We start from the raw sequence: 18,940 nt of genomic DNA, 5'->3' as shown, positions 1-18,940 counted from the left end.
GTGCGGACCTGACAGTCCGCACGCCATCGTCGCTGGGGGATATCCTATGAGCTACGCCCTTCGCGATGGTCTTGCCTATTGTATCCCTGGCGATCGGACCGTCTTTCTCGACATTCCTGCGGGGCGATATTTTTCACTATCCGAATCGAAGGATCTGGCGCTGCAGCGATGGCTCGATGCGCAAGCATTGGACGAGGAAGATTTCGCGCATCTCGCCGCACTGCTGCGCCAAGGGGTCTTAGTTGCCGCGCCCCGCGATCCGATAGGTCCGCGTAGGCGCCAGCCATTGATCGCGCCGGCCAGCACGCAACTCGACATTCCGCCAGTTCGGGCGTCCAGCGTTGGTGTTCTTCGGGCGGTCGGAGCCCAGCTCATCTGGGCACGGCGCACCGAGAGTTGGCCGATAGCGCGGGTCATCAAGGCGCTTCGATCGACGAGGCCTCGCCCTAAGAACCGTGAGCCGCAGCATGGCCTCGACAGGCTGGCGACGCTCGTGCGAGATTTTGACAGCGCCGATTTCTTGCTTGGAAGTCATGACCGGTGTCTGGTTCGTTCGTTCGCGTTCGCGGCAATGGCGCGCAAACGATCGATTCAGGTCTCAGTCGTCCTTGGTGTGCAATCAGATCCTTTCGCCGCGCATTGCTGGGTTCAGCACGGTGACGTCGTGGTCAACGACCGCCACGAGCGCATTCGACCGTTTACGCCAATCATGGTTATCTGATGCGCCCGCGCTACCTACTCTTGGCGCACCCGCGGCGGACAGTATCAACCGAATGGCTGGATCTTCTCAGCGGTCGCACGGGGCTCAAGCTCGCGTTTCAGGACAAGGGCATAGCGCTGCTGGTCAGCGACACAACCGACCTGATCGCACTTCCCGGGCAAAATGGCGTCATCGTCGGAACGCTGTTTCACCGCTACGGCCTTCCCGAACGAATTCGAGTGTTCCCGCCGGACAGTGCGAACAGCGTCACCGCCACTGCTGGCCGACACTTGGTCGAGCGTTTCTGGGGCGGCTATGTCGCAGCGATTGCGACGACCGACGGGATATGCGTCTTGCGCGACCCCTCTGCTATGGTGCCCTGCTATCACAGCGGTTGCGAGAACGGGGTTGCCTTCGCTTCTGACGCGCCACTGTTGGTCGATGCCGGACTGGTCACGCCGACGATCGATTGGGATGCGGCTGGACGGGTGCTTTATGAGCATGACCTTCCATCAGCGGGGACCGCCATCGCCGGCATCGGCCAGGTGCGCGCAGGCTTTGCGCGCGTGGTGAAGGCGGATGACGTTCGGGACGAGGAATACTGGACCCCATGGGATCACGTTAGGAGCGGCTACGGCCGATCCGCGGAAGAGAATGTGGAGGTGCTAGGGCGCGCTGTCCGTCAGGTGATCGCAGCCTGGGCGTCTTGCTATGATAACGTCCTTGCCGGGCTTTCAGGCGGGCTGGACTCGTCGATTATCGCGGTGTGTCTTGCTGCCTCGAAAGCAAACCTCACTTGCCTGACGCTCGTTACCGAAGACCCAGTCGGCGATGAGCGGGATTTTGCGCGAGCAATTTGCGAAAGCATCGGCGCCGAACTGATCGAGAAGCAATATGCAATGCCAAGCGTCGATCTTGGTCGTTCCGTCGCCGCTGATGTTCCCTGCCCCAATGGCAAGGTACACGAGGAGGCCTATAATTCAGCAGTGCGGCGGGTCGCCGACCGTCACGGGGTCGACGCTTTTTTCACGGGACTCGGGGGCGACAGCGTCTTTTATCTGACCCATTCCTCCCGACCGCTTGTGGATCGGTATATGGAGGACGGCTGGTCGATCGGCCTTTGGAGCACCGCGCAGGATATCTGTTCGATTACCGGTGCGAGCGTCTGGCAGGTATTGCGCGAGGCCAGGCGGGTTCATCGGATTCGTCGCGCGGGATACCAATGGCATCTGTTTGAGGATTTTTTGCACGCCGACTTTGTTGCGGCCGAACGAAAACGTCCCGTGTCGCACCCTTGGCTGGATCGGTCCGGAGAAATGCCGCCCGGCAAACAAGGTCACCTGGCGACATTGTTACGGGCGATCAACCACATGGAGCATCGCGATAAGGCTCTTGCCGTTCCGCTCGTCAGCCCGCTGATGTCGCAGCCCATCATCGAGGCGGCCCTGGGGATTCCATCGTGGGAGTTCTGCAGAGGCGGAGTCGATCGCGCAGTGGCGCGGCAGGCCTTTGCTCGCCGGCTTCCCCCGAAAATCGTCAATCGGAGGGGCAAAGGCGGGCCGGATGGATTTGTAGCGCAGATCATCCACCGCCATCGCGCCGAAATCCGCGAACGGCTTCTGGAGGGTAGGCTGGTGCGGCATGGCCTGCTGGATCGGGCAGCGCTTGATCACACGCTTCAGTTCGGGACGCGGCTACGCCCACAAGACTACCCGCGCATCATGGCGTTGCTTGATACTGAGGCCTGGGCGAGCCATTGGGCAGATCGCTCGGCTGGCCCATTATCCGCGGCAATGAGCGGTTAAGGCCGCGGCTCGGTCCCAGGTTGCGATCGGCCGCGCTCCTCAAGCCGAGATGCGTGCTGCCCGCGCATTGTCGCCCATCTCGCTGCCTCGGCCTGCCCGTGCGGCCCGCTCGGAAGCAATCCGCGCAGCCAAAAATCAAACCAGGCCATATTGCGCCGATAGACTGCCAGCCGATGAGCCGGTTGCCATTTGACGTGGTCCTCGCCGGCGAAGATGAACAGATCGACCGGCACGCCTGCACGCAAAAGGGCAGTGTAGCTTTGCAGCGCGAAGAGATATTCGTTGTCGGCGGCTTGCATGAGAATGGGGAACGCCACCCGGCCGGCGTTGCGCGACAATGACATGCGCGACCAGAATTCGGTCGCCTCATCATTGATAGCGGGCCAGCCGACCGCATGGAAATGGTCCGCGATGACCGGGCCGATCAGGCCATCCTGAGTCGGTTCCCAGCAGCACCCTGTTGCGGAGCCCGCGGCAAACAAGGTGCTGTTGAGCGCAGCGAACTGGACCGTTGAAGACCCGTCGCTTAGGCCGGTAATTCCGATGCGGTGGTCATCGACCAACCCGCGCGCAATCAGGGTTCGTACAGCCTGCTCGATCGAGGACAGCACGCCGGCCCGCCCGACGAAGTCGCGATTGAAAGCCTGTGCCGTCTCGACCTGGGTTCTGTGTCGCCCCACGATCGCCTCATAGCTCGGGTTTTCGACGCTCAAGACGAAATAACCTCGGTTGGCGAAGGCCTGGATCGGGAACTCGTCGCCTACCCCGCCGCGCAGAAATCCCCTGGTGCGATATTGCACCACGATGAGCGGGTAATGACGTCCCTGCTGGAAACCGACGGGATAGACGAGATCACCATAGGCCTCGGCGCCAGTGGCGGTCGACCAATGGAGTCGTTCCACGTTGCCGAGCCTAAGGCTGGAGAATTCCGGGTTAGGATCGAAAAGGACGCTCGCGCGGCCGCTGGAAAGGTCGATCCGCACGAAGTGGCGCGGTCTGCGGGACTGTTCGCGCAGGCAAATCAGATCGTCCTTGATCGGGTGGCATTCGATCAGCGCGTCCTCGGTGCGATAGAGGCGCCGCGGTGCCGCGGCGCCGGGAATCCATTCGTAGATAGCGGTTTTGCTCTCGCCCCAGCCTTCGCGGCGGAGGTAGCGCAGCTTCCTGCCATCGGCGGACCACCAGGTCATCGACGACGAATCGACTACACAGTTCTCGAACGCGCAGAAGACGCGACGATCGCCGCTGAGCCGGGCAACGACGCGCGATTGCGGCGGCGACCATTGGGTGTCCGCTGGCTCGACCCACGCCATGCGTCCGTTCGGCGTCATCGACACGCCCGTTGCGCGCGTGGGAATCGCCGGTATCGGACCGAATTGGGCGGCCTCTTGAGGTGTTGCAGGACGTTGATCGCCGGTCGCGACGTCGACCGCAAAATACTGGACCGGCGCCGTATCGGGGGTCTGGGGGCGCGCGCCCCGCACCGGGTAAGCCCGCGCATCGAAGTGCCAGCCGCCAAGGCTTTCCCGGTCGATCGCCGCTTCTGCCGCGGCCAATCCGGGCCGCGCGGCAAAGAGGATCGTTCGCCCGTCGCCGGCAAATCTAAAATCCTCGACATCGCCGCCGCTGCGCGTGATTTGTCTGCCCTTGCTTCCCGACAGATCGGCGCGCCAGACTTGGGTCGATCCATGCTCGCGTTTGAGGAAAGCGATCCAGCGTCCTTCCGGTGCCCAATGGGGTGAGATCGGCATCGGCATTCCCGATGGAAGCGCCGCCCAGCCATATTGGCGAAAGGTGGCGGGGATCAATTCCCCGCCAAGATCCAGCAGTTGTGGAGTGCGATCATCAACACGTGCGATCGGGAGCGCGGCGAGCGCCACGCAATAGTCGTTCGTGTCGGGGTTTGCCCGATGGATTTCGAAAGCGAGCCATTGCCCATCCGGCGAAATCGAGAAGAGGTTGCGGTCGGACCCGGCGGGATATTGAGGTCCGATATCGCGCAGCCCTGCCAGATCTTCGGCGGTCAGCCCGCGCGGGCTGGCGATCTGCGTTCCTGCGGGCGGCAGACTGCCACATTGTTCACCCTGCGCCAGCGCGTTCGTTGATGCGCAAGCTGCGCACAGAAAGCCAAATGTGACTGGTGCGATCGCCTTGGACAGCGACATCTCACCACGCCTTTGTGAGCGTAAAGCTGATTGACCGGCCCAATGTTGGATAGTTGATCGAGTCGTAGCGAAGACCGAGCGGATCAGTGTTGCGGACCGCCGAAGGGCGTCGATTGAACAGATTCAAAACGGCGATCGACCAATCGAGATTGGCGAGCAGCCCGCTGGTCGCGGTCGTGCGGATGCGAGCGATCGCATCGATATCGGCGAAGGAATCGATGCCGACGACGGGCGCGGTGCGGCTGTCCTGCGTCCCGCCGATATAGTTGCCGACCGCTGTGAGCGTGACATTGTCTTTCTCCCAGCTCGCGCTCATCCGCGCGCGCCAGTGCGGCGGATTAAAGATGGTCCCGGCGATTTCCTGCCACGGCAATGTCGGAGTGATCTGACGGTTGCTGGTGAAATAGGTCGCCGACCCCTTGATGGTCAGGCGATTGCTTTCACCGAAGTGGCGAAGGTACTGGGCCGAAATATCGACGCCGCTTGCGTTCAGCACCGAGACGTTTTGAAGCGTGTCGTTCACGATCGCCGAGACCGAACCGGGATCGAGCGCGCCGGACGTTAGGTTCGTGAAGTTGCCGGTGACGCCGTTGATCGCCGCCAACACGTCCTGGGCACTGGGATTGCGCTGCACGAAGTTGCCGTAGATGCCCTGGAATGCGCCGCTGGTTGACAGAAGCGGTGCGGCGACCCGATCGCGATAGCGAATATTGAAGTAGCTGGCCTCGAATTGGAAACCGGCAAGGAATGGCGGCGTGATCTTGCCTGAGATCGTCCAGGTCGTCGCGCGCTCCGGAGAGAGATTCTGGTTGCCGCCATAAAGGTATAGGACCGGCGAAGCGCTTGGGGGTGCCGGTATGAAGGTGGTGCTGTTGATCAATTGCGCATTCGAGGTCTGGCCGGTCTGGTACAGTGTCGGCGCCTTGAAGGATCGACCCCAGCTTGCCTTGAGTTCGAGGATGGGGTCGGGCGAATAAACGAGCCCCAGTTTCGGCGTGGTCACGGCGCCGAGATGGCGGTAGTTCTCATAACGGATGGCACCGACGAGCTGAAGCTTGTCGATGAACGGTATTCGATTGGATGGCGAGACGATCGGGACAAATAACTCGCCATACCCGAAGCCGATATCTTGGGTTTGGGCAAAGACATTGATGACCGATACGACGCCGCCAGTCACACGGCGGGAGTCGACGACAAGTCTATTGGACCGAAAGCCGGCTCCGAGCGCCAGCCGGACGTCGCCGCCTGGCAGCGTGAACAGCGGGCCTTCGCCGCTCAGTTCTATATTTTTGAGCGTGTTGTAATATTTGGGAAGAGCGATGGTGACGTTTTTCCCGCCAGCATAGACGCTGGTGGCGATTGAGGTGTCGCTCTTGCTATACGTCCCAGCCAACTTGGCAGACCAACCACCGGCTATCTCCGCGACCAGCGACGGCGTCGCGGAAAAACTGTCAACCTTCGTCGCGATCGTGTTGCCCTGAAAACGGCAGTCGGCCGTCGCTGTGGTCGTCAAACAGCGCTCGGACGTGCGGTGCAGATAATTGCCATCCACTTCGACCCGGATCGTGTCAGTAATTCGTTGATGCCCCGCCACCACGGCGCTGACCTGCTTCTGCGCCGGGATGAGGGTGTAGGTCGGATAGATATTGGCGGTGTAGGCGCGTTGGCCGGCGGTGATCTGCGTCGACCTCTGATAATTGGCCGCGACCATGAACCCGCCGGTCTGCCACTTGTGCCCTGTCACAGCATCATATTGCTGCGTGACGGCGCCGCCGTCAGTCGCGGTTCCGAGACGCGCGGAGGTGGTCAGGCCGTCAAAATCCCGGCGCAGGATGATATTCGCAACGCCAGCGACAGCATCGGATCCGTAAAGGGCTGAAGCGCCATCAGCCACCACATCCACCCGTTCGATCGCCGCTAGGGGAATTGCCGAAATGTCGATGCCCTGGCTGATCGCGTCGAACGCCACCCGGTGGCCATTAAACAGGGTCAAAGTCGCGTCAGGCCCGAGTCCCCGCAGGTTGATCGTGGACGACGCGCTGACGTTGGTGAAGCCGCCTTGCCCACCGCCCGCGATGGTTGGGTTTTGGCCTCCGGAGAAGTTTTGCGGCAGGTCGCGAATGACTTGGCCGAGATCAGATTGGCCCGACCGTTCGGCCTCGCCACGACTGACGGTCGTCAGGGGAGAAATCGAGGGCGCGCCTCGAACCCGCGAACCGGTCACAACGATATCGTCGCCTTCGGCTCCGCTCCCCGCGAGCGTTGCCGTTTCCGATCGCCCCCGGATGATCACCGCCCCTTTGGTGAAGCGCACGGAGAGAGTTGTGCCGGCGAGGAGTTGCTCAATGGCCTGGCGAGCGGTCAGCGCGCCTTGCAGGTGAGGCGCTTCGATCCCGTTGATGTCATCGGCGGATGCGTAGAGTTCCCATCCGGCACGCGCCGCGACCGCCCGAAGCGCATCGCCGAGATTCTGTGCCGGTAGATCGAACTGATAGACTTCCCGGTCCTGGGCCAAGGCGACGCTGGGTAACCCAACTCCCGCCACGCCCGCCAGCAGCGCCATGACCAATACACGCCGTCCCGCCATTCAAAGCCCCCTTTTTGGCTGAGGCGAGCCAGAAGGGTTCGCCATTGAAGGGGCGTTGACGCTGGATTTCGGACGACCTTAGTCGTCAGGCGAAATAATTATCGTCGGCCGAGATGAATGCCGTCCGAGCGATGCTTGACAGAAAGGTCGAGCGCTTCGGCTATCCGAGACACGAAGGCATCTGTGTCGGTCAGCTTGAACCGTCCGCTCGCCGACATATTGCCTACCGCCGGATCATCGATAACAATGGGCTGGTCGGAATAGCGATTGGCCTGCGCGACAAGGTCTCGGAGCGTGATTGAGCGGTACTCGACCCAGCCATCGGGCCAGTCGCGGGTATCCGCAGGGGCGTCGTCCGCTTGCGGGGTAAAGGCATCGACAGGATAGAAGACCGGCCTGCCGGGCTGAAGCGGCCTGTCGGGAACTGTATAGACGGCGGACTGGATCAGCCCGCGCATATTGGCACGACCGGCAATCAGATTGACGGTTACCCGGTCGCTCCGGTCGAAGGCCATATCGAACACCGCCTGGTCCGCCGTGACGGCGCCGACCGCAGCCTCGACGATGAAGGGTCTCCGTTCGCGCGCCACCGAAAAGCGCGCTTTGCCTTGTCGCAGCCGCAAACGGCGCTCCTTGTTCGTCATCGCCACTTCGACGCGGCTGTCGGCGTCGAGAGTCACGCTCGATCCATCGGGGAGCTGCCAAGTGCGGATTTCTCGCGCAGCCGTCACCAACGGCTTGGCCATGTCATCGGACGCAATGCTCGTATTGTCGATCGAGACGGTGCGGCTGACCTGCATCCCGAACGCGAGCACCAGCACGGCGGCCGCGGCCGCGCCGGCCATCAGCCAGTGAAGCGGTCTATGGTGCCACGCTGTTTCGAGCTTACTCGATTCCCTGACCACAGCAGACGCGCCGAAATGCGCTTCGGCCCAATGATAGGCGCGCTGATGCTCAGGTGACGCAGTGTACCAGGCGTCGAAATCGGCTTTCATGCCATGATCCACGTCGCCGCGCATCTTGACGAACCAGGCGATTGCCTCATCCTCGATCACGGTCTTGGGGTCGGTTGGCTCCTCACGATAATCGTTCATCGAGCGGCATCCACGGCTCGCGCGATATGCGCGAGCGCCTTGATCATGTGATATTCCACGGTCGCGATGCTGATGCCCAATTTCTTGTGAATCTCTCGATAGCTGAGTTCATCGACACGATGGAGGAGAAAGACACGTCGGGTCTTGTGGGGCAAGCCGTCGATCGCCGATTCATAGAGTTTGAGGAGGTCAGCGACCTCGATTCCCCACTCCTGCTCGGCAGGGCTCGCAGTATCGCGTTCCTCTTCAAACGGAAAGACGACGACATTGTCGCGGGCGCGCCTCCGGGAGCGGTCGATCAGGAGATTGCGAGCGATGCGTTGCAGAAACGCGGCGGGGTTCGCCAGACGCCGCGACTGTCCGCTGCCGATGGCGCGCAAGAATACCTCCTGAACAAGATCGGGAGCCGCGTCTTGGCCGGCGCGGCGCCCGAGATACTGGAGCAATCGCGACCGCTCGGTGACGAAGGCGTCTTCGAGACCGGCATCACGTGGGGCTTCGCTTTCGAGCGGCGGCCCGAACACGGTGACGGGGCTGTTATGGCAGCCGGACGAGACCGATAGCGGCGGACGTTCGATCGCGAATGGTGGAATGCGCGAAGATGACACGGGCGGTTCCGAGCAGGCAATACCAAAGAGACCGGAATTGACCGGCCTTATTGGTTCCCAGCGCTATGCCGCCGTTTAGCCGCCAATCTGACGCCTTTGCCCGGTTCGGCCGCCTGTCCCTCGCGGACCGGCGTTCTTGATGCCTGGCGGATATCTCCACGCCGCGAGGGCCAGAATATTCGCGGCGCGGGACGATGATGACGAGAAGGAAAGCCGGTGGCAAGACGGGCGGCGCCGGAATCAACTAGCGCTGCGCTGAGCTTCCCGCTCAAGCTGAGCGATGCGCTCAATACAGATCGCGTGAACGATCTGGCCAAGCTCTTCGACCCGCTCCACGATCCATTCGAGCTGCTCGACGCTGATCTTGTAGTGCTTGGAGTAGCGCGCCTTTACATAGGCTTCCTTGAGCTTCTCGAAAATCGCTTGCTCCGCGCGCTTCTCACGCGGCCAGGCCTCGATCAGGCTCCGGTCGAGCCGCTCCGCCTGGGTGCGCAGAAAACCGAGATTGTGAACGTGGGGCGTGTAGAAGGTCACCACGAGCAAGACACAATGATAAAGTGACTCGGTCGATTGATGGAGCAGGAAAGCAGCCTTCTTGTTCCATCCGCGTTGGATCGCGAATTTTGCGGTTTCAAGGAATTGCTCCCCGCCAGGCAACCATTCCTCGAAATAGTCGCGAGCCATCGTTAGCGCCTGTTCGGCCGTCTTCGGCTTAGGCTCGTGCAGCTCGTCATCTACCGCCTGATAGAGCGCAATCCCGTCGCGCCGGACGTCCATGAAGAAGTAGCGACCGTGGGCGAGCCCATCGTTCACTTCCTGCAAAGTATGGACGATAAAGTTCACCGGCGTCTTCAGCACCTTGGTGATCGCCAACTCGCGATTGAGATGGTCTTCAAGTTTCAGCCAATAATCGACACGGTCGGTCAGGCGTTTGTCGTTGACGATGATAAGCAGGTCAAAATCGGACTGATAGCCCTTGGCTGTATGCGGCTCGTCGACCCAGCCGCCGCGCGCATAGCTGCCATAGAGGATGATCTTTTCGATCCGCCCGCGCTTCTTCCACTCGTGCTTGGCAAGAGCGAGCGCGTCCTCGAATTCCTCGAACACGATCTGCACGACGCGCTCCAGCTCGCGGCGCTTTTGCGGGGGGAGATGATCGAGGTCGCTGCGCACGCCCGGCTTTCGCGTCACTGGCCTGGGGCGTCGGGAGCGCCCCAGGGGTTGATCAGACTGACACCGGTCCCAGCGAAATCATCGACGTTGCGCGTGACGACCGTCATATCATGGACCAGCGCCGTGGCCGCGATCCAACTGTCGCGCTCGCTGCGCGGATCCGGCACATGGAGGCGCGCGCATTGGATCGCCACCTCGGCCGACATCGGCACTATCCGCCCTTCGAAGGCAGGATGGACGGTTTCGACGAGCCATCGGCGCAGCATGGCACCCTGGACCCGATCGCGCCTTTCCATGAGCAGGACGCCATGTTCGAGTTCGAAGAGTGTGATCGCCGATATATGGGTCAAGGCCGGTTCGCTCGCCGACATCCAGGCAACGACATTCGGATCGGCGCGGCCGGTCGCCAGCTTGCGGCTTTCGGAAACGACATTCGTATCCAGCAAGTACATCAGTCGGAGAGATCCGCTTCACGGAGCGTCAGATTCGACCGCGGCGGCTCCCAATCGAAATCGAGCGCAACCTTGGGCGTGAGCAGTTCGGCAAGCGAGCGCCCCCGGGCCGCCATCTGTTCGAGCGCTTGCTCGATCACCTCGGCCTGGCTGCGGCCTGGCCCAACCAGCGTGCGCAACAATTCGACCGCTCGTGCGGAGCGGATTGTGATCGGTGGCTGTTGGCGTCGGGCCGTGCTGCCCATCGAGTCCTCCTGCGGATGCGGACGGAATATAGTCCCGTGCAAGCACGCATACAAGCACGGAATGGATTGTCGTGCGCGCACAGCCCTCCATCGAACCGATCCGGACAGTTAGTGGCGGTTCGATGGAGCGCGGGAGTCACTTGCCGCGAAACCGCTTGAACCGCTCCCTGGCGTCGGCCTCCTGCACGGCGGCGTCCGCATTGGCGCATTCCTCGCCGCCCGCCGCGCTACTCTTGCAATCAGCTACCACCTTGCGCGCCTCGTCCAAATGCGCAGCGAAATAGGTCGTGGCGCGAGGCTCGTGCTTGCCGCAGCCAGCCAGCAGCACTGTCAGGGCAAGCGCGGTCGCGATCGGCGTGAATTTCATGATTTTCCCTTTCCTGCGATGATCCTGATGTAGCGCCCGGCTCCAAGCCTGCGAGCGAGATGATAGCGCGTGAGGAGATCGCGGCCATTGCTTCGCCATTGGCCTGAGGAAAATGACGCGCGCAGATCGTCCAGCTCTTCCAAGGCCTCGGGCAGGAAGCTCTCATCAAGCTGGCGGAGCTGGTGCAGGCGGTCGTTCAGGGATTCCACGGCCGCGACAACTTCGCCATTTCCCGCGAGACTGGCGATCGCGAGGAACAGCGATGCGATTGCCGTAGCGTGATCCATTTCACCATCTGGAGACATCGCGAACGGGATCGCGTCAGCGTCAATCGCTCCGAGAAGAAGGAGCAGATTGAAATCGAACATCTCGCGCAAGCCTTGCTCGGACAGGCTCGGGACGCGGAAGCCTTCGCCCGGTATCGTATCGACCAATCGTTCACCGGCCAGACGATAGAGGCTATCCCTGACCGGCGTGATGCTGACCCCCAGATCACCGGCAAGGCGGACGGCTTCGAGACGAAAGCCCATCGGCCAGTCGCCGACGACAAGCCGGCGCTTGATCGCTTCATATGTCGGCTCAAGAACATGGGCGGGGCTCATCGTCCACACTCACCGGGCTTCGTCAAAGCCGGCAAGCATGGCCTCCTGGTCAGGGCGGAGGGCATCGACGGCGCCGATATGCGCCGGCACGTTGTCGCGCAGTAGTATCGATGGACATTGACCTTCGTAGTTGCCGAGATTCGGGCGATGCTGCGCATAGCCCGCGAGCGCTGCCAGCTCCGGCGTGAAACTCCGGGCCACGTCGGGCGGATAGGCGAGCCACAGATTCTCGTAAGGCTTTAGCCAGCCGAGGCTATAACCGATGACCACGCCGCGCCGGACCTTGCTCGTGCGATTGGCGCCTGCACCGTGGGCGGTCGAGCCAAGAAAGCAGATCGCAGAGCCGGGTTCGCACGCTGCGACGATTGGATCGCCGGGGTCATCCTTACCAAGCCCGGCAGCGCCGTGGCTGGCTGGGTAGATTTGGGTCGCGCCGTTTTGCTCCGTGAAGGATGTGAGTGGCCAGATCACGTTCAGGAGATATTCGTGTGCCCCTTTTGCACCAGCCCACATATCATGATCACGATGCGGAAATTGGCGAACTTCCCCGGGGTGAATTTCGATCGCCTGGGCGACGTTGAGCTGAATGCGATCGCAGGCCGAGCCCAATATGGTCTCCGCCATATCGAGAATGACCGGGTCCAGCACTAGTGCCTCGGCATGCTGGGATCGTCTGAGCAAGCTGCCGAACCTTTTGGTGCGAAAGCCGTAAAAGCGTCCCTGGCCGAATGGAGTGGCGGCGAAGACGGGGTCGAGATCAGCATTCAATGCCGCGATCGAGGCGCTCGGTGCGGCATTGGGTATGATGCAGTAACCCTGGCGAAGGAGCTGGTCGGTCCAACCAGCGAAGGTCGTGCTGGTCATGCCCGTGCACCATCGACAAGCCGTAATGCGAGAGGCTCGTACACGCCGGTGCGCCTGAGCCCGTCAATGGTGAGGTCGTCGATCTCAATTTGCAGAGCGGCTAACGGGCGTCCACTTTCGAGCACCGCGGCTCCGAGCGGTGCGCAGCGCCAACCGAAACACAATATCTGCCGGAACCAGCTCAGCTCGGCGACGCCCGTATAGATCGTGATACCTTGGGCCAGAGCATATTCGGCGAGCGCCGTGATCAGTTGGTTACGCGCCGAACGCCGTTCCAAGACCGTCTGGTGACGATCGAGACAGAATCGGGTAATTTCGCGGGTTGAGGGGCCGCTCGGCACCGGGCCATCGCACAGGAAGGGATAGAGGTCGGCGAGCAGATGGGGGCGATCGGTCTTGAGCAGTCTTGCCGACGCACGATGTCTCCCGTCCTCATCGACCAGGATTAGATACTCCGCGTCGGGATCGTCGAACTGGTCCAGTTCGTATTCTCCGGCGAGAACCGGCAAGTCCCATTTCAGCAGGTCAACAAACACCTGTTTGCGCGCAGCGAACATGGCGCGCAGAGCAACGTCGCCGGGCACCACTGGTGCCCGTTCGAGAAGATCGATCATGATTGACGGCTCCTTCGAGTTTTGAAGTTCCGCCTACCCGATCATTTTTCGGCCGATCCCGGCATCCCAAGAAAGGGGGATGGCTACGCCCTCACCCTTGCCAGGCTCAGTTGAAATACCACCAGCGCCGGATGTCGGCGAAGCTGATCAACCCGTCGAACAGGGAGCATAGGATGAGAGCGTGGCGAGAATGGACATCGTAGCGTTCGCGCGCGGTCCTGAGATGCTGAACCACCGTATCTTCGCCGATGCCAAGAATCGCAGCCGTTTCGGCGGCAGTCTTGCCGCGGGCTGACCAGAGCACGCATTCACGTTGGCGCGGGCTCAGCGAAGGTCGGCGAGCGACCAGCATATCGCCGGCGATGCGCCTCGCAGCCGTCAGCGCAAAGGCGCCTACGACCTCTGCGACGTGCAGCATTGCCGAGGGCAGTACCCTGTCGGGGCGCGTGGCAAATGTGCAGGAGCCGCTGGCATGTCCCGGCAGATGGCGCGGGACGGTATAGCCATCGCCAATACCGTTGGCGCTTCCAACGGAAAGCATCCGATGATCGCCCTTGGTTAATGGCACAAGCTGTTCGAGCTCGCGCCACGCAAAACCCTTCATGCTTCGTTCGCAAGCGCGCCGAACCGGATCGTTCCCTGAGAGATCGAATTCCGTATAGGTCTTGGCCCAAGGCTCTGGGTAGTCGTGGATGAGCACACCGGCCCTGGTGGTGCTTAACGTGTGGTGCTCGTAGCTCAGGGCGAAATGATCGAAATCCATAAGGCGCGCGGCGCGGCTCATGGACTCTGTGAGTTGATCGCTAGAGTTGGCGTTGGAGACTTCCATCGCCAGTTCGTCGATAAGATGGAGACGCATGGGTTTACTCGATCGCCAGGGCATTCCCAGCCTGCATCCAAGCCGATCGTCCTTGAGGTGTCCAAAAACAGTTCCCATCTGTTTTCAGACGACAGTAGATCCAATTGTGATCGATTAGCTGCCTGGCATCCGTATTTCTTGAATGCCGGCCCTTTCGTCGCCGGTCACGACGGATGATCGTGCGATGCGTCCATAGCGTTCCTCCTAGCTAGGGGCGGAGCCGCCCGGAACTTCCAGTTGCCGGCGGTCCTGTTCAAATGCCTATATGCTGCTTCCCCCGATATTGGCATGATTCGCGCTCAGGGTCCGGGATCTACTTCAGTGGCGATCTCGTTCCTGAGCCGGGGACCCGACTCCATTCGGCGAGTGAGGCTTTCGACGAACCGTTCCCAGCGCTCCTTTCCCATCGCCTGGGCCGCCTTCATCGCGGTGTCAGGGAGTGGCGCCGTGGTGGTCAGCCAAAAGCGAATGAACAAGGCTAACGTCTCGTTCGACAATTCGACGTGCCATTCGAGCCGGTCGAGCTGGCGGGAGATACGATCGAGGCGTCGACTGACTGCCGCCTCGAGCCGCTCGGCGCCGTCGGGCGACAGGTAGGAGGCCAGCGCCGCCTCAACGATAGCGGTCCGCGATACATGCTTGGTTCGTGCGTACCCGTCCAGTTGGCGGATCAATTCGGGCGGGAGCCGGAAGCTGCCCTTCTCGCGCGCGCTGGTCATAAGGCGACTCCGTCGTCGGGATCGAGCGAGGCGGCGCGCGCATTGCGCGCCATCAGGCGATCAGCCTGGCGCCGACTCTGCGCCGCCTCGTTTTCGATCTCCTCAGCGTCGAACTCGAATTCTTTCGCGGGCGCGCGGGGCAATGGCACGACTTCTTCGTGGTCGCCCAGCTCGGGCTCGCGACGGATGCCCGCATTGGCAGTGTCGGATGTGTCTGCGGGGGTGGGATCATCGGCCAGTGTCGGTGGTTGCTCGGATGATGCCGCTGACGGTGCCGCCGGCGTCGGAGGTTCGGGGGCCGCGATCGGGGCCATCGCGGTCCAGTCGTCCCCAGGACGCTTCCTTGCGTCGAGAGGCGCGGTTTCGGGCGGCGGCAAGAGCCGCGCGGTCAGCCGGGGATCGACATAGTAGCGCGCCTTCTGCCCCCGGATCGGCAGCACGCCGGCGGTCATCACGATCTCCTCATGCGGCGGGAGTTGCATGATCTCGCCAGGCGTGAGCAGCGGCCGGGCGGCTTCGCTGCGCGACACCATCAGATGCCCGAGCCAGGGGCTGAGCCGGTGTCCGGCATAATTCTTCATGGCGCGCAGCTCGGTCGCGGTGCCGAGTGCATCGGAGATCCGCTTGGCGGTGCGCTCGTCATTGGTCGCGAACGCGACGCGCACATGGCAATTGTCGAGGATCGCGTTGTTCTGGCCGTAAGCCTTCTCGATCTGGTTGAGGCTCTGCGCGATCAGGAAGGCCTTGATGCCGTAGCCGGCCATGAACGCGAGCGCGGACTCGAAGAAGTCGAGTCGACCGAGCGCGGGAAATTCGTCGAGCATCAACAGCAGCCGGTGCGGCCGATCCCTGGCGTTCAACTCCTCGGTCAAGCGCCGGCCGATCTGGTTGAGAATGAGCCGGATGAGCGGCTTGGTCCGGCTGATGTCGCTGGGCGGCACGACCAGATAGAGCGAGACCGGGCTGGCGCCGCCCACCAACTCGCTGATCCGCCAGTCGCAGGCGCGCGTCACGCGCGCCACGACGGGATCGCGATAGAGGCCGAGGAACGACATGGCGGTCGAGAGCACGCCCGAGCGTTCATTCTCCGACTTGTTGAGCAGTTCGCGCGCCGCCGACGCCACGACCGGGTGAACGCCGGCCTCGCCCAAATGCGGCGTCGTCATCATCGCGCGTAGCGTGGTCTCGATCGGGCGGCGCGGATCGGAGAGGAAAGCGGCGACCCCGGCGAGCGTTTTGTCCGCCTCGGCATAAAGGACGTGAAGGATCGCACCGACCAGCAAGGCATGGCTGGTTTTCTCCCAGTGATTGCGCTTCTCCAGGCTCCCTTCAGGATCGACCAGCACGTCGGCGACATTCTGGACATCGCGCACCTCCCATTCGCCCTTCCTGACTTCGAGCAGGGGGTTGTAAGCGGACGACGAAGGATTGGTCGGATCGAATAGGAGGACGCGGCCATGGGCCGCCCGAAAGCCCGCGGTGAGCTGCCAGTTCTCGCCCTTGATGTCATGGACGATGACCGAACCCGGCCAGGTCAGCAGCGACGGCACGACCAGACCGACGCCCTTGCCTGACCGCGTCGGCGCGAAGCATAGCACATGCTCCGGTCCGTCATGACGCAGGTAATGCGCGCCATGGCAGCCGAGCACGACACCGTCCTCGCTCAGTAATCCAGCACGCTCGATCTCTTGGCGGTTCGCCCAGCGGGCCGACCCGAAGGTCTCCGCCTTCTTCGCTTCGCGCGCGCGCCAGACCGACATGCCGATCGCGACGATGACCGAGAGAATGCCACCCGACGCCGCGATATAGGCGCCGGTCAGGAAGATGTCGGGCGCGTAAGCGTCAAAGCTGAAAAACCACCAGAAGAAGGCCGGCGGCGGATAGACCGGGAAGCCCGCCAGCCAGAACCAGGGGCGACCAAGCTCGGGTTGATAGGCGAGTGCATGGGCGGTCCACTGGGTCGCGGTCCAGATCGCTGCGAGGATGATGGCGAAGACCGTGATGACCTGGCCCCAGAGGATTTTCGTGGCGTTCATTGGAAAGGACTCCCGATCGAGCGAAAATGGATCACAAGCCGAGCCCCCGGCCGCGGCCAAGTGACCAGTCGACAACCCCGCTGCGTCCCATTGTGCCGCTGATGTGGTTGCCGAGATGCGGGTCGAGCGCCGGCCGCCAGGGGACGAGCTGAAAGCCCATGCCGTCGTCGATCATGGCGAAGCGGCCCGAAGCGAGCGTGATCCGCTCGCGATAGACGCCACTCACATAGTCGCCCTCGGTCGATGGACGGTGCGCGAGTCCCGAGCGCTGCGCGATCGCATCCGTGGCCTCGCCGATCTCGCGCGACCGCAGGGTCTCGATCAAGTTGCGTTCGAAGCGGTATCCGCCGCCTTGCCGACGCGCCAGGCCGACCGCTTCGAGTTCGCGCGAGCGCGCCTCCATCGCATCGCGGATCTCGGTGCCGAAGCCGTTGCCGGTCGCGACGGGATCGCGCGCAATGAGCTGGCGATCAAGCCAGGTCGCGCCGGATGCCGTGACTTGCCGGTCGAGCGGCAGATCGCACCGGGTCGCGAGCGACTGGCGGGCGTTGCCACTGGCGTCACCCCAGGAGCGCAGTTCGACGATCGCGCCAGGCCGGGCATCGCCCGTCATTCCCAGATCGTCGAAACGAACGTGGTGGGTGCGGCCGTCCGCGCCGTCGATCACCGCATAGGCCGTGCCTTCCAGCTCGTCATGGAGGCCGCGTTCGACCAAGCGGCCGACGATCGGATCAGTTGGTGTCGCGCCATGGAGCGCGAAGGCTCCAACGTCGGGCGTGTGCCCGTCCTGGCTCATCGCGCGGTGCATGGTCCTGATGATATCGGTGCGGATCGAAAGGTCGCGCAGCGTCTGCTCGGCGTCGGCGCGGATCGTCCAAAGCCCCGGCGCCTGTTCCTCGGCGAGCCCCAGGCGCTCCAGCTTGTCGGCGCGCCCGCACAGCAGGCGGCTGTCCTCGTCGCTGCCGCCGGGGCGCAGGTCTACCGTGCCGGTGAGTGCGTTGGCTCGATCCTTCAACCGCTGGTCGAGACTGGTCCAGCGATCGGCATCGACTTCCCGTTGGAGTGCGGCGTGGATGTCGCGCTCGCTGCGCGGCCCAAGCTCAAGAGTGGCGCGTTCCTCGGCGCGGCCGCGCACGCCGTCCTGAATATACTCGCCATCGATGACGAGATCGGAACCGTCGCCGACGCGGCCTCGGACGAGGACATGGATATGCGGGTTGTCGGTGTTCCAATGATCGACTGCGACCCAATCGAGGTCGGTGCCGAGGTCACGCGCCATGTCGTCCATCAGCTCGCGGGTGAACGCGCGCAGGTCCGCCATGTCGCCGGCGTCCTCGGGCGAGACGATGAAGCGAAAATGATGGCGATCATCCGCGCAGCGCTCGGCGAAGGCATCCCCGTCGGCATGATCTGATCGCGCATCGAACAGCTCGGCATGGCGCCCATCGCGCGTCACACCGTCGCGCTTGAGATAGGCGATGTGACGGCCGAGCGGCGCCGCCCGAAAGCGCGCGCCCTTGTGCCGCACCACGCGGGCCACCACCGCGACCCGCCGGGCGTTGGCCGGTCGGCTGATCCGCAAGAGGGCATTGCGACCGCGCCCGCGCGCACCGGGGCGCCGAGTGCGTCCAGCCGTCCGCAGCGATCGGCCTCGGCCCGAGCGTGCCGCCGCGCGCCGAACCTGGGCGGCAAGGCTCTTGGCCTTGCCGCCAGAGGCGTGACCTGAGTCCCGGTTCCTTCCCGGCCGAACCCGGAAATCCTCGTCGTCGCTGCTCACGATGAGGCCCTTGGGAGGGGCGTCCGACAGATTGTCCGCGCAAAACGGCGGATAGCGTGATGGAACGTCCGACGCCCGGCGCGGCCGTCGGACAGGTAAGCTATTCTTCTACAACCACAAAAGCGTCGATGCCCGACGCGCCTTTTATCTTGCGTTCTTAATTGGGCTCTTCCTGTTCGCCGTCTCTACCATCGTCGTTCTCCTACCATATTTGCGAAGCGCGCCACAGCCGCCCGCGCTGCTGGTCCCTGTCGGCATTCGAGGTCTGGTACG

17 protein-coding genes are annotated in these 18,940 nt (G+C 62.8%); 2 read left to right on the top strand and 15 right to left on the bottom strand.

Annotated features, from left to right (window positions below; all coding sequences use genetic code 11):
* Positions 1-46 precede the first annotated feature (46 nt).
* Together ACP7BY_RS19800 and ACP7BY_RS19795 are read left to right on the top strand one after the other, a co-directional pair.
* Positions 47-721 carry a lasso peptide biosynthesis B2 protein gene (locus ACP7BY_RS19800; RefSeq protein ID WP_052192534.1) on the top strand — a complete coding sequence of 225 codons (675 nt, stop codon included), beginning with the start codon at positions 47-49 and terminating at the stop codon, positions 719-721.
* Positions 721-2,505, top strand: a complete 1,785-nt coding sequence (locus ACP7BY_RS19795; RefSeq protein WP_137903181.1) for an asparagine synthase-related protein — start codon at positions 721-723, stop codon at positions 2,503-2,505. Before ACP7BY_RS19800 ends, ACP7BY_RS19795 begins: the two co-directional genes overlap by 1 nt.
* Here the strand turns inward: ACP7BY_RS19795 and ACP7BY_RS19790 are convergent.
* The 15 genes from ACP7BY_RS19790 to ACP7BY_RS19720 form a co-directional block, all read right to left on the bottom strand.
* A complete protein-coding gene (locus ACP7BY_RS19790) occupies positions 2,502-4,670 on the bottom strand; it encodes an Atxe2 family lasso peptide isopeptidase (protein WP_137903180.1) in 2,169 nt (722 codons plus the stop codon). The two genes, ACP7BY_RS19795 and ACP7BY_RS19790, sit on opposite strands and share 4 nt — an antisense overlap.
* Before the next feature lies 1 nt (position 4,671).
* The gene (locus tag ACP7BY_RS19785; protein WP_033967093.1) at positions 4,672-7,257 is read right to left on the bottom strand and encodes a TonB-dependent receptor; all 2,586 of its coding nucleotides are present in this window, start codon (positions 7,255-7,257) and stop codon (positions 4,672-4,674) included.
* Between the two features lie 98 nt (positions 7,258-7,355).
* Complete coding sequence (locus tag ACP7BY_RS19780) at positions 7,356-8,351, bottom strand: FecR family protein (protein WP_033967092.1); 996 nt, start codon at positions 8,349-8,351, stop codon at positions 7,356-7,358.
* Entirely contained in the window at positions 8,348-8,875 is a 528-nt protein-coding gene (locus ACP7BY_RS19775; RefSeq protein WP_137903188.1) for an RNA polymerase sigma factor, read from the bottom strand. Before ACP7BY_RS19775 ends, ACP7BY_RS19780 begins: the two co-directional genes overlap by 4 nt.
* 324 nt (positions 8,876-9,199) lie before the next feature.
* Positions 9,200-10,132 (bottom strand): HEPN domain-containing protein, encoded by a 933-nt coding sequence (locus tag ACP7BY_RS19770; protein ID WP_033967102.1) that lies wholly within the window; start codon positions 10,130-10,132, stop codon positions 9,200-9,202.
* 14 nt (positions 10,133-10,146) lie between these two features.
* The gene (locus tag ACP7BY_RS19765) at positions 10,147-10,584 is read right to left on the bottom strand and encodes a type II toxin-antitoxin system VapC family toxin (protein ID WP_033967089.1); all 438 of its coding nucleotides are present in this window, start codon (positions 10,582-10,584) and stop codon (positions 10,147-10,149) included.
* A complete protein-coding gene (locus ACP7BY_RS19760) occupies positions 10,584-10,829 on the bottom strand; it encodes a hypothetical protein (protein WP_033967087.1) in 246 nt (81 codons plus the stop codon). The genes ACP7BY_RS19765 and ACP7BY_RS19760 overlap by 1 nt, the downstream gene beginning before the upstream one ends.
* 136 nt (positions 10,830-10,965) lie before the next feature.
* The gene (locus ACP7BY_RS19755) at positions 10,966-11,196 is read right to left on the bottom strand and encodes an EexN family lipoprotein (protein WP_156143086.1); all 231 of its coding nucleotides are present in this window, start codon (positions 11,194-11,196) and stop codon (positions 10,966-10,968) included.
* Positions 11,193-11,798, bottom strand: a complete 606-nt coding sequence (locus ACP7BY_RS19750) for a GntR family transcriptional regulator (protein ID WP_033967100.1) — start codon at positions 11,796-11,798, stop codon at positions 11,193-11,195. The genes ACP7BY_RS19755 and ACP7BY_RS19750 overlap by 4 nt, the downstream gene beginning before the upstream one ends.
* 9 nt (positions 11,799-11,807) lie before the next feature.
* Entirely contained in the window at positions 11,808-12,662 is an 855-nt protein-coding gene (locus tag ACP7BY_RS19745; RefSeq protein WP_033967086.1) for a phytanoyl-CoA dioxygenase family protein, read from the bottom strand.
* The gene (locus ACP7BY_RS19740; protein ID WP_052192530.1) at positions 12,659-13,276 is read right to left on the bottom strand and encodes an acyl-homoserine-lactone synthase; all 618 of its coding nucleotides are present in this window, start codon (positions 13,274-13,276) and stop codon (positions 12,659-12,661) included. Before ACP7BY_RS19740 ends, ACP7BY_RS19745 begins: the two co-directional genes overlap by 4 nt.
* 106 nt (positions 13,277-13,382) lie before the next feature.
* Positions 13,383-14,135: a LuxR family transcriptional regulator gene (locus ACP7BY_RS19735; RefSeq protein ID WP_137903179.1), complete on the bottom strand. Its 753-nt coding sequence runs from the start codon at positions 14,133-14,135 to the stop codon at positions 13,383-13,385.
* 299 nt (positions 14,136-14,434) lie between these two features.
* Positions 14,435-14,854: a ribbon-helix-helix protein, CopG family gene (locus ACP7BY_RS19730; RefSeq protein WP_033967084.1), complete on the bottom strand. Its 420-nt coding sequence runs from the start codon at positions 14,852-14,854 to the stop codon at positions 14,435-14,437.
* Positions 14,851-16,890: a conjugal transfer protein TraG gene (locus tag ACP7BY_RS19725; protein WP_033967082.1), complete on the bottom strand. Its 2,040-nt coding sequence runs from the start codon at positions 16,888-16,890 to the stop codon at positions 14,851-14,853. Before ACP7BY_RS19725 ends, ACP7BY_RS19730 begins: the two co-directional genes overlap by 4 nt.
* Positions 16,891-16,921: 31 nt before the next feature.
* The gene (locus ACP7BY_RS19720; RefSeq protein WP_137903178.1) at positions 16,922-18,667 is read right to left on the bottom strand and encodes a relaxase/mobilization nuclease domain-containing protein; all 1,746 of its coding nucleotides are present in this window, start codon (positions 18,665-18,667) and stop codon (positions 16,922-16,924) included.
* Positions 18,668-18,940 lie beyond the last annotated feature (273 nt).

This window comes from Sphingomonas sp. PSPC2-2 (assembly GCF_049897725.1).
Taxonomy (GTDB): domain Bacteria; phylum Pseudomonadota; class Alphaproteobacteria; order Sphingomonadales; family Sphingomonadaceae; genus Sphingomonas.
Note: the sequence above shows the minus strand (reverse complement) of the source record. Positions and strands in the feature narration are given on the sequence as shown.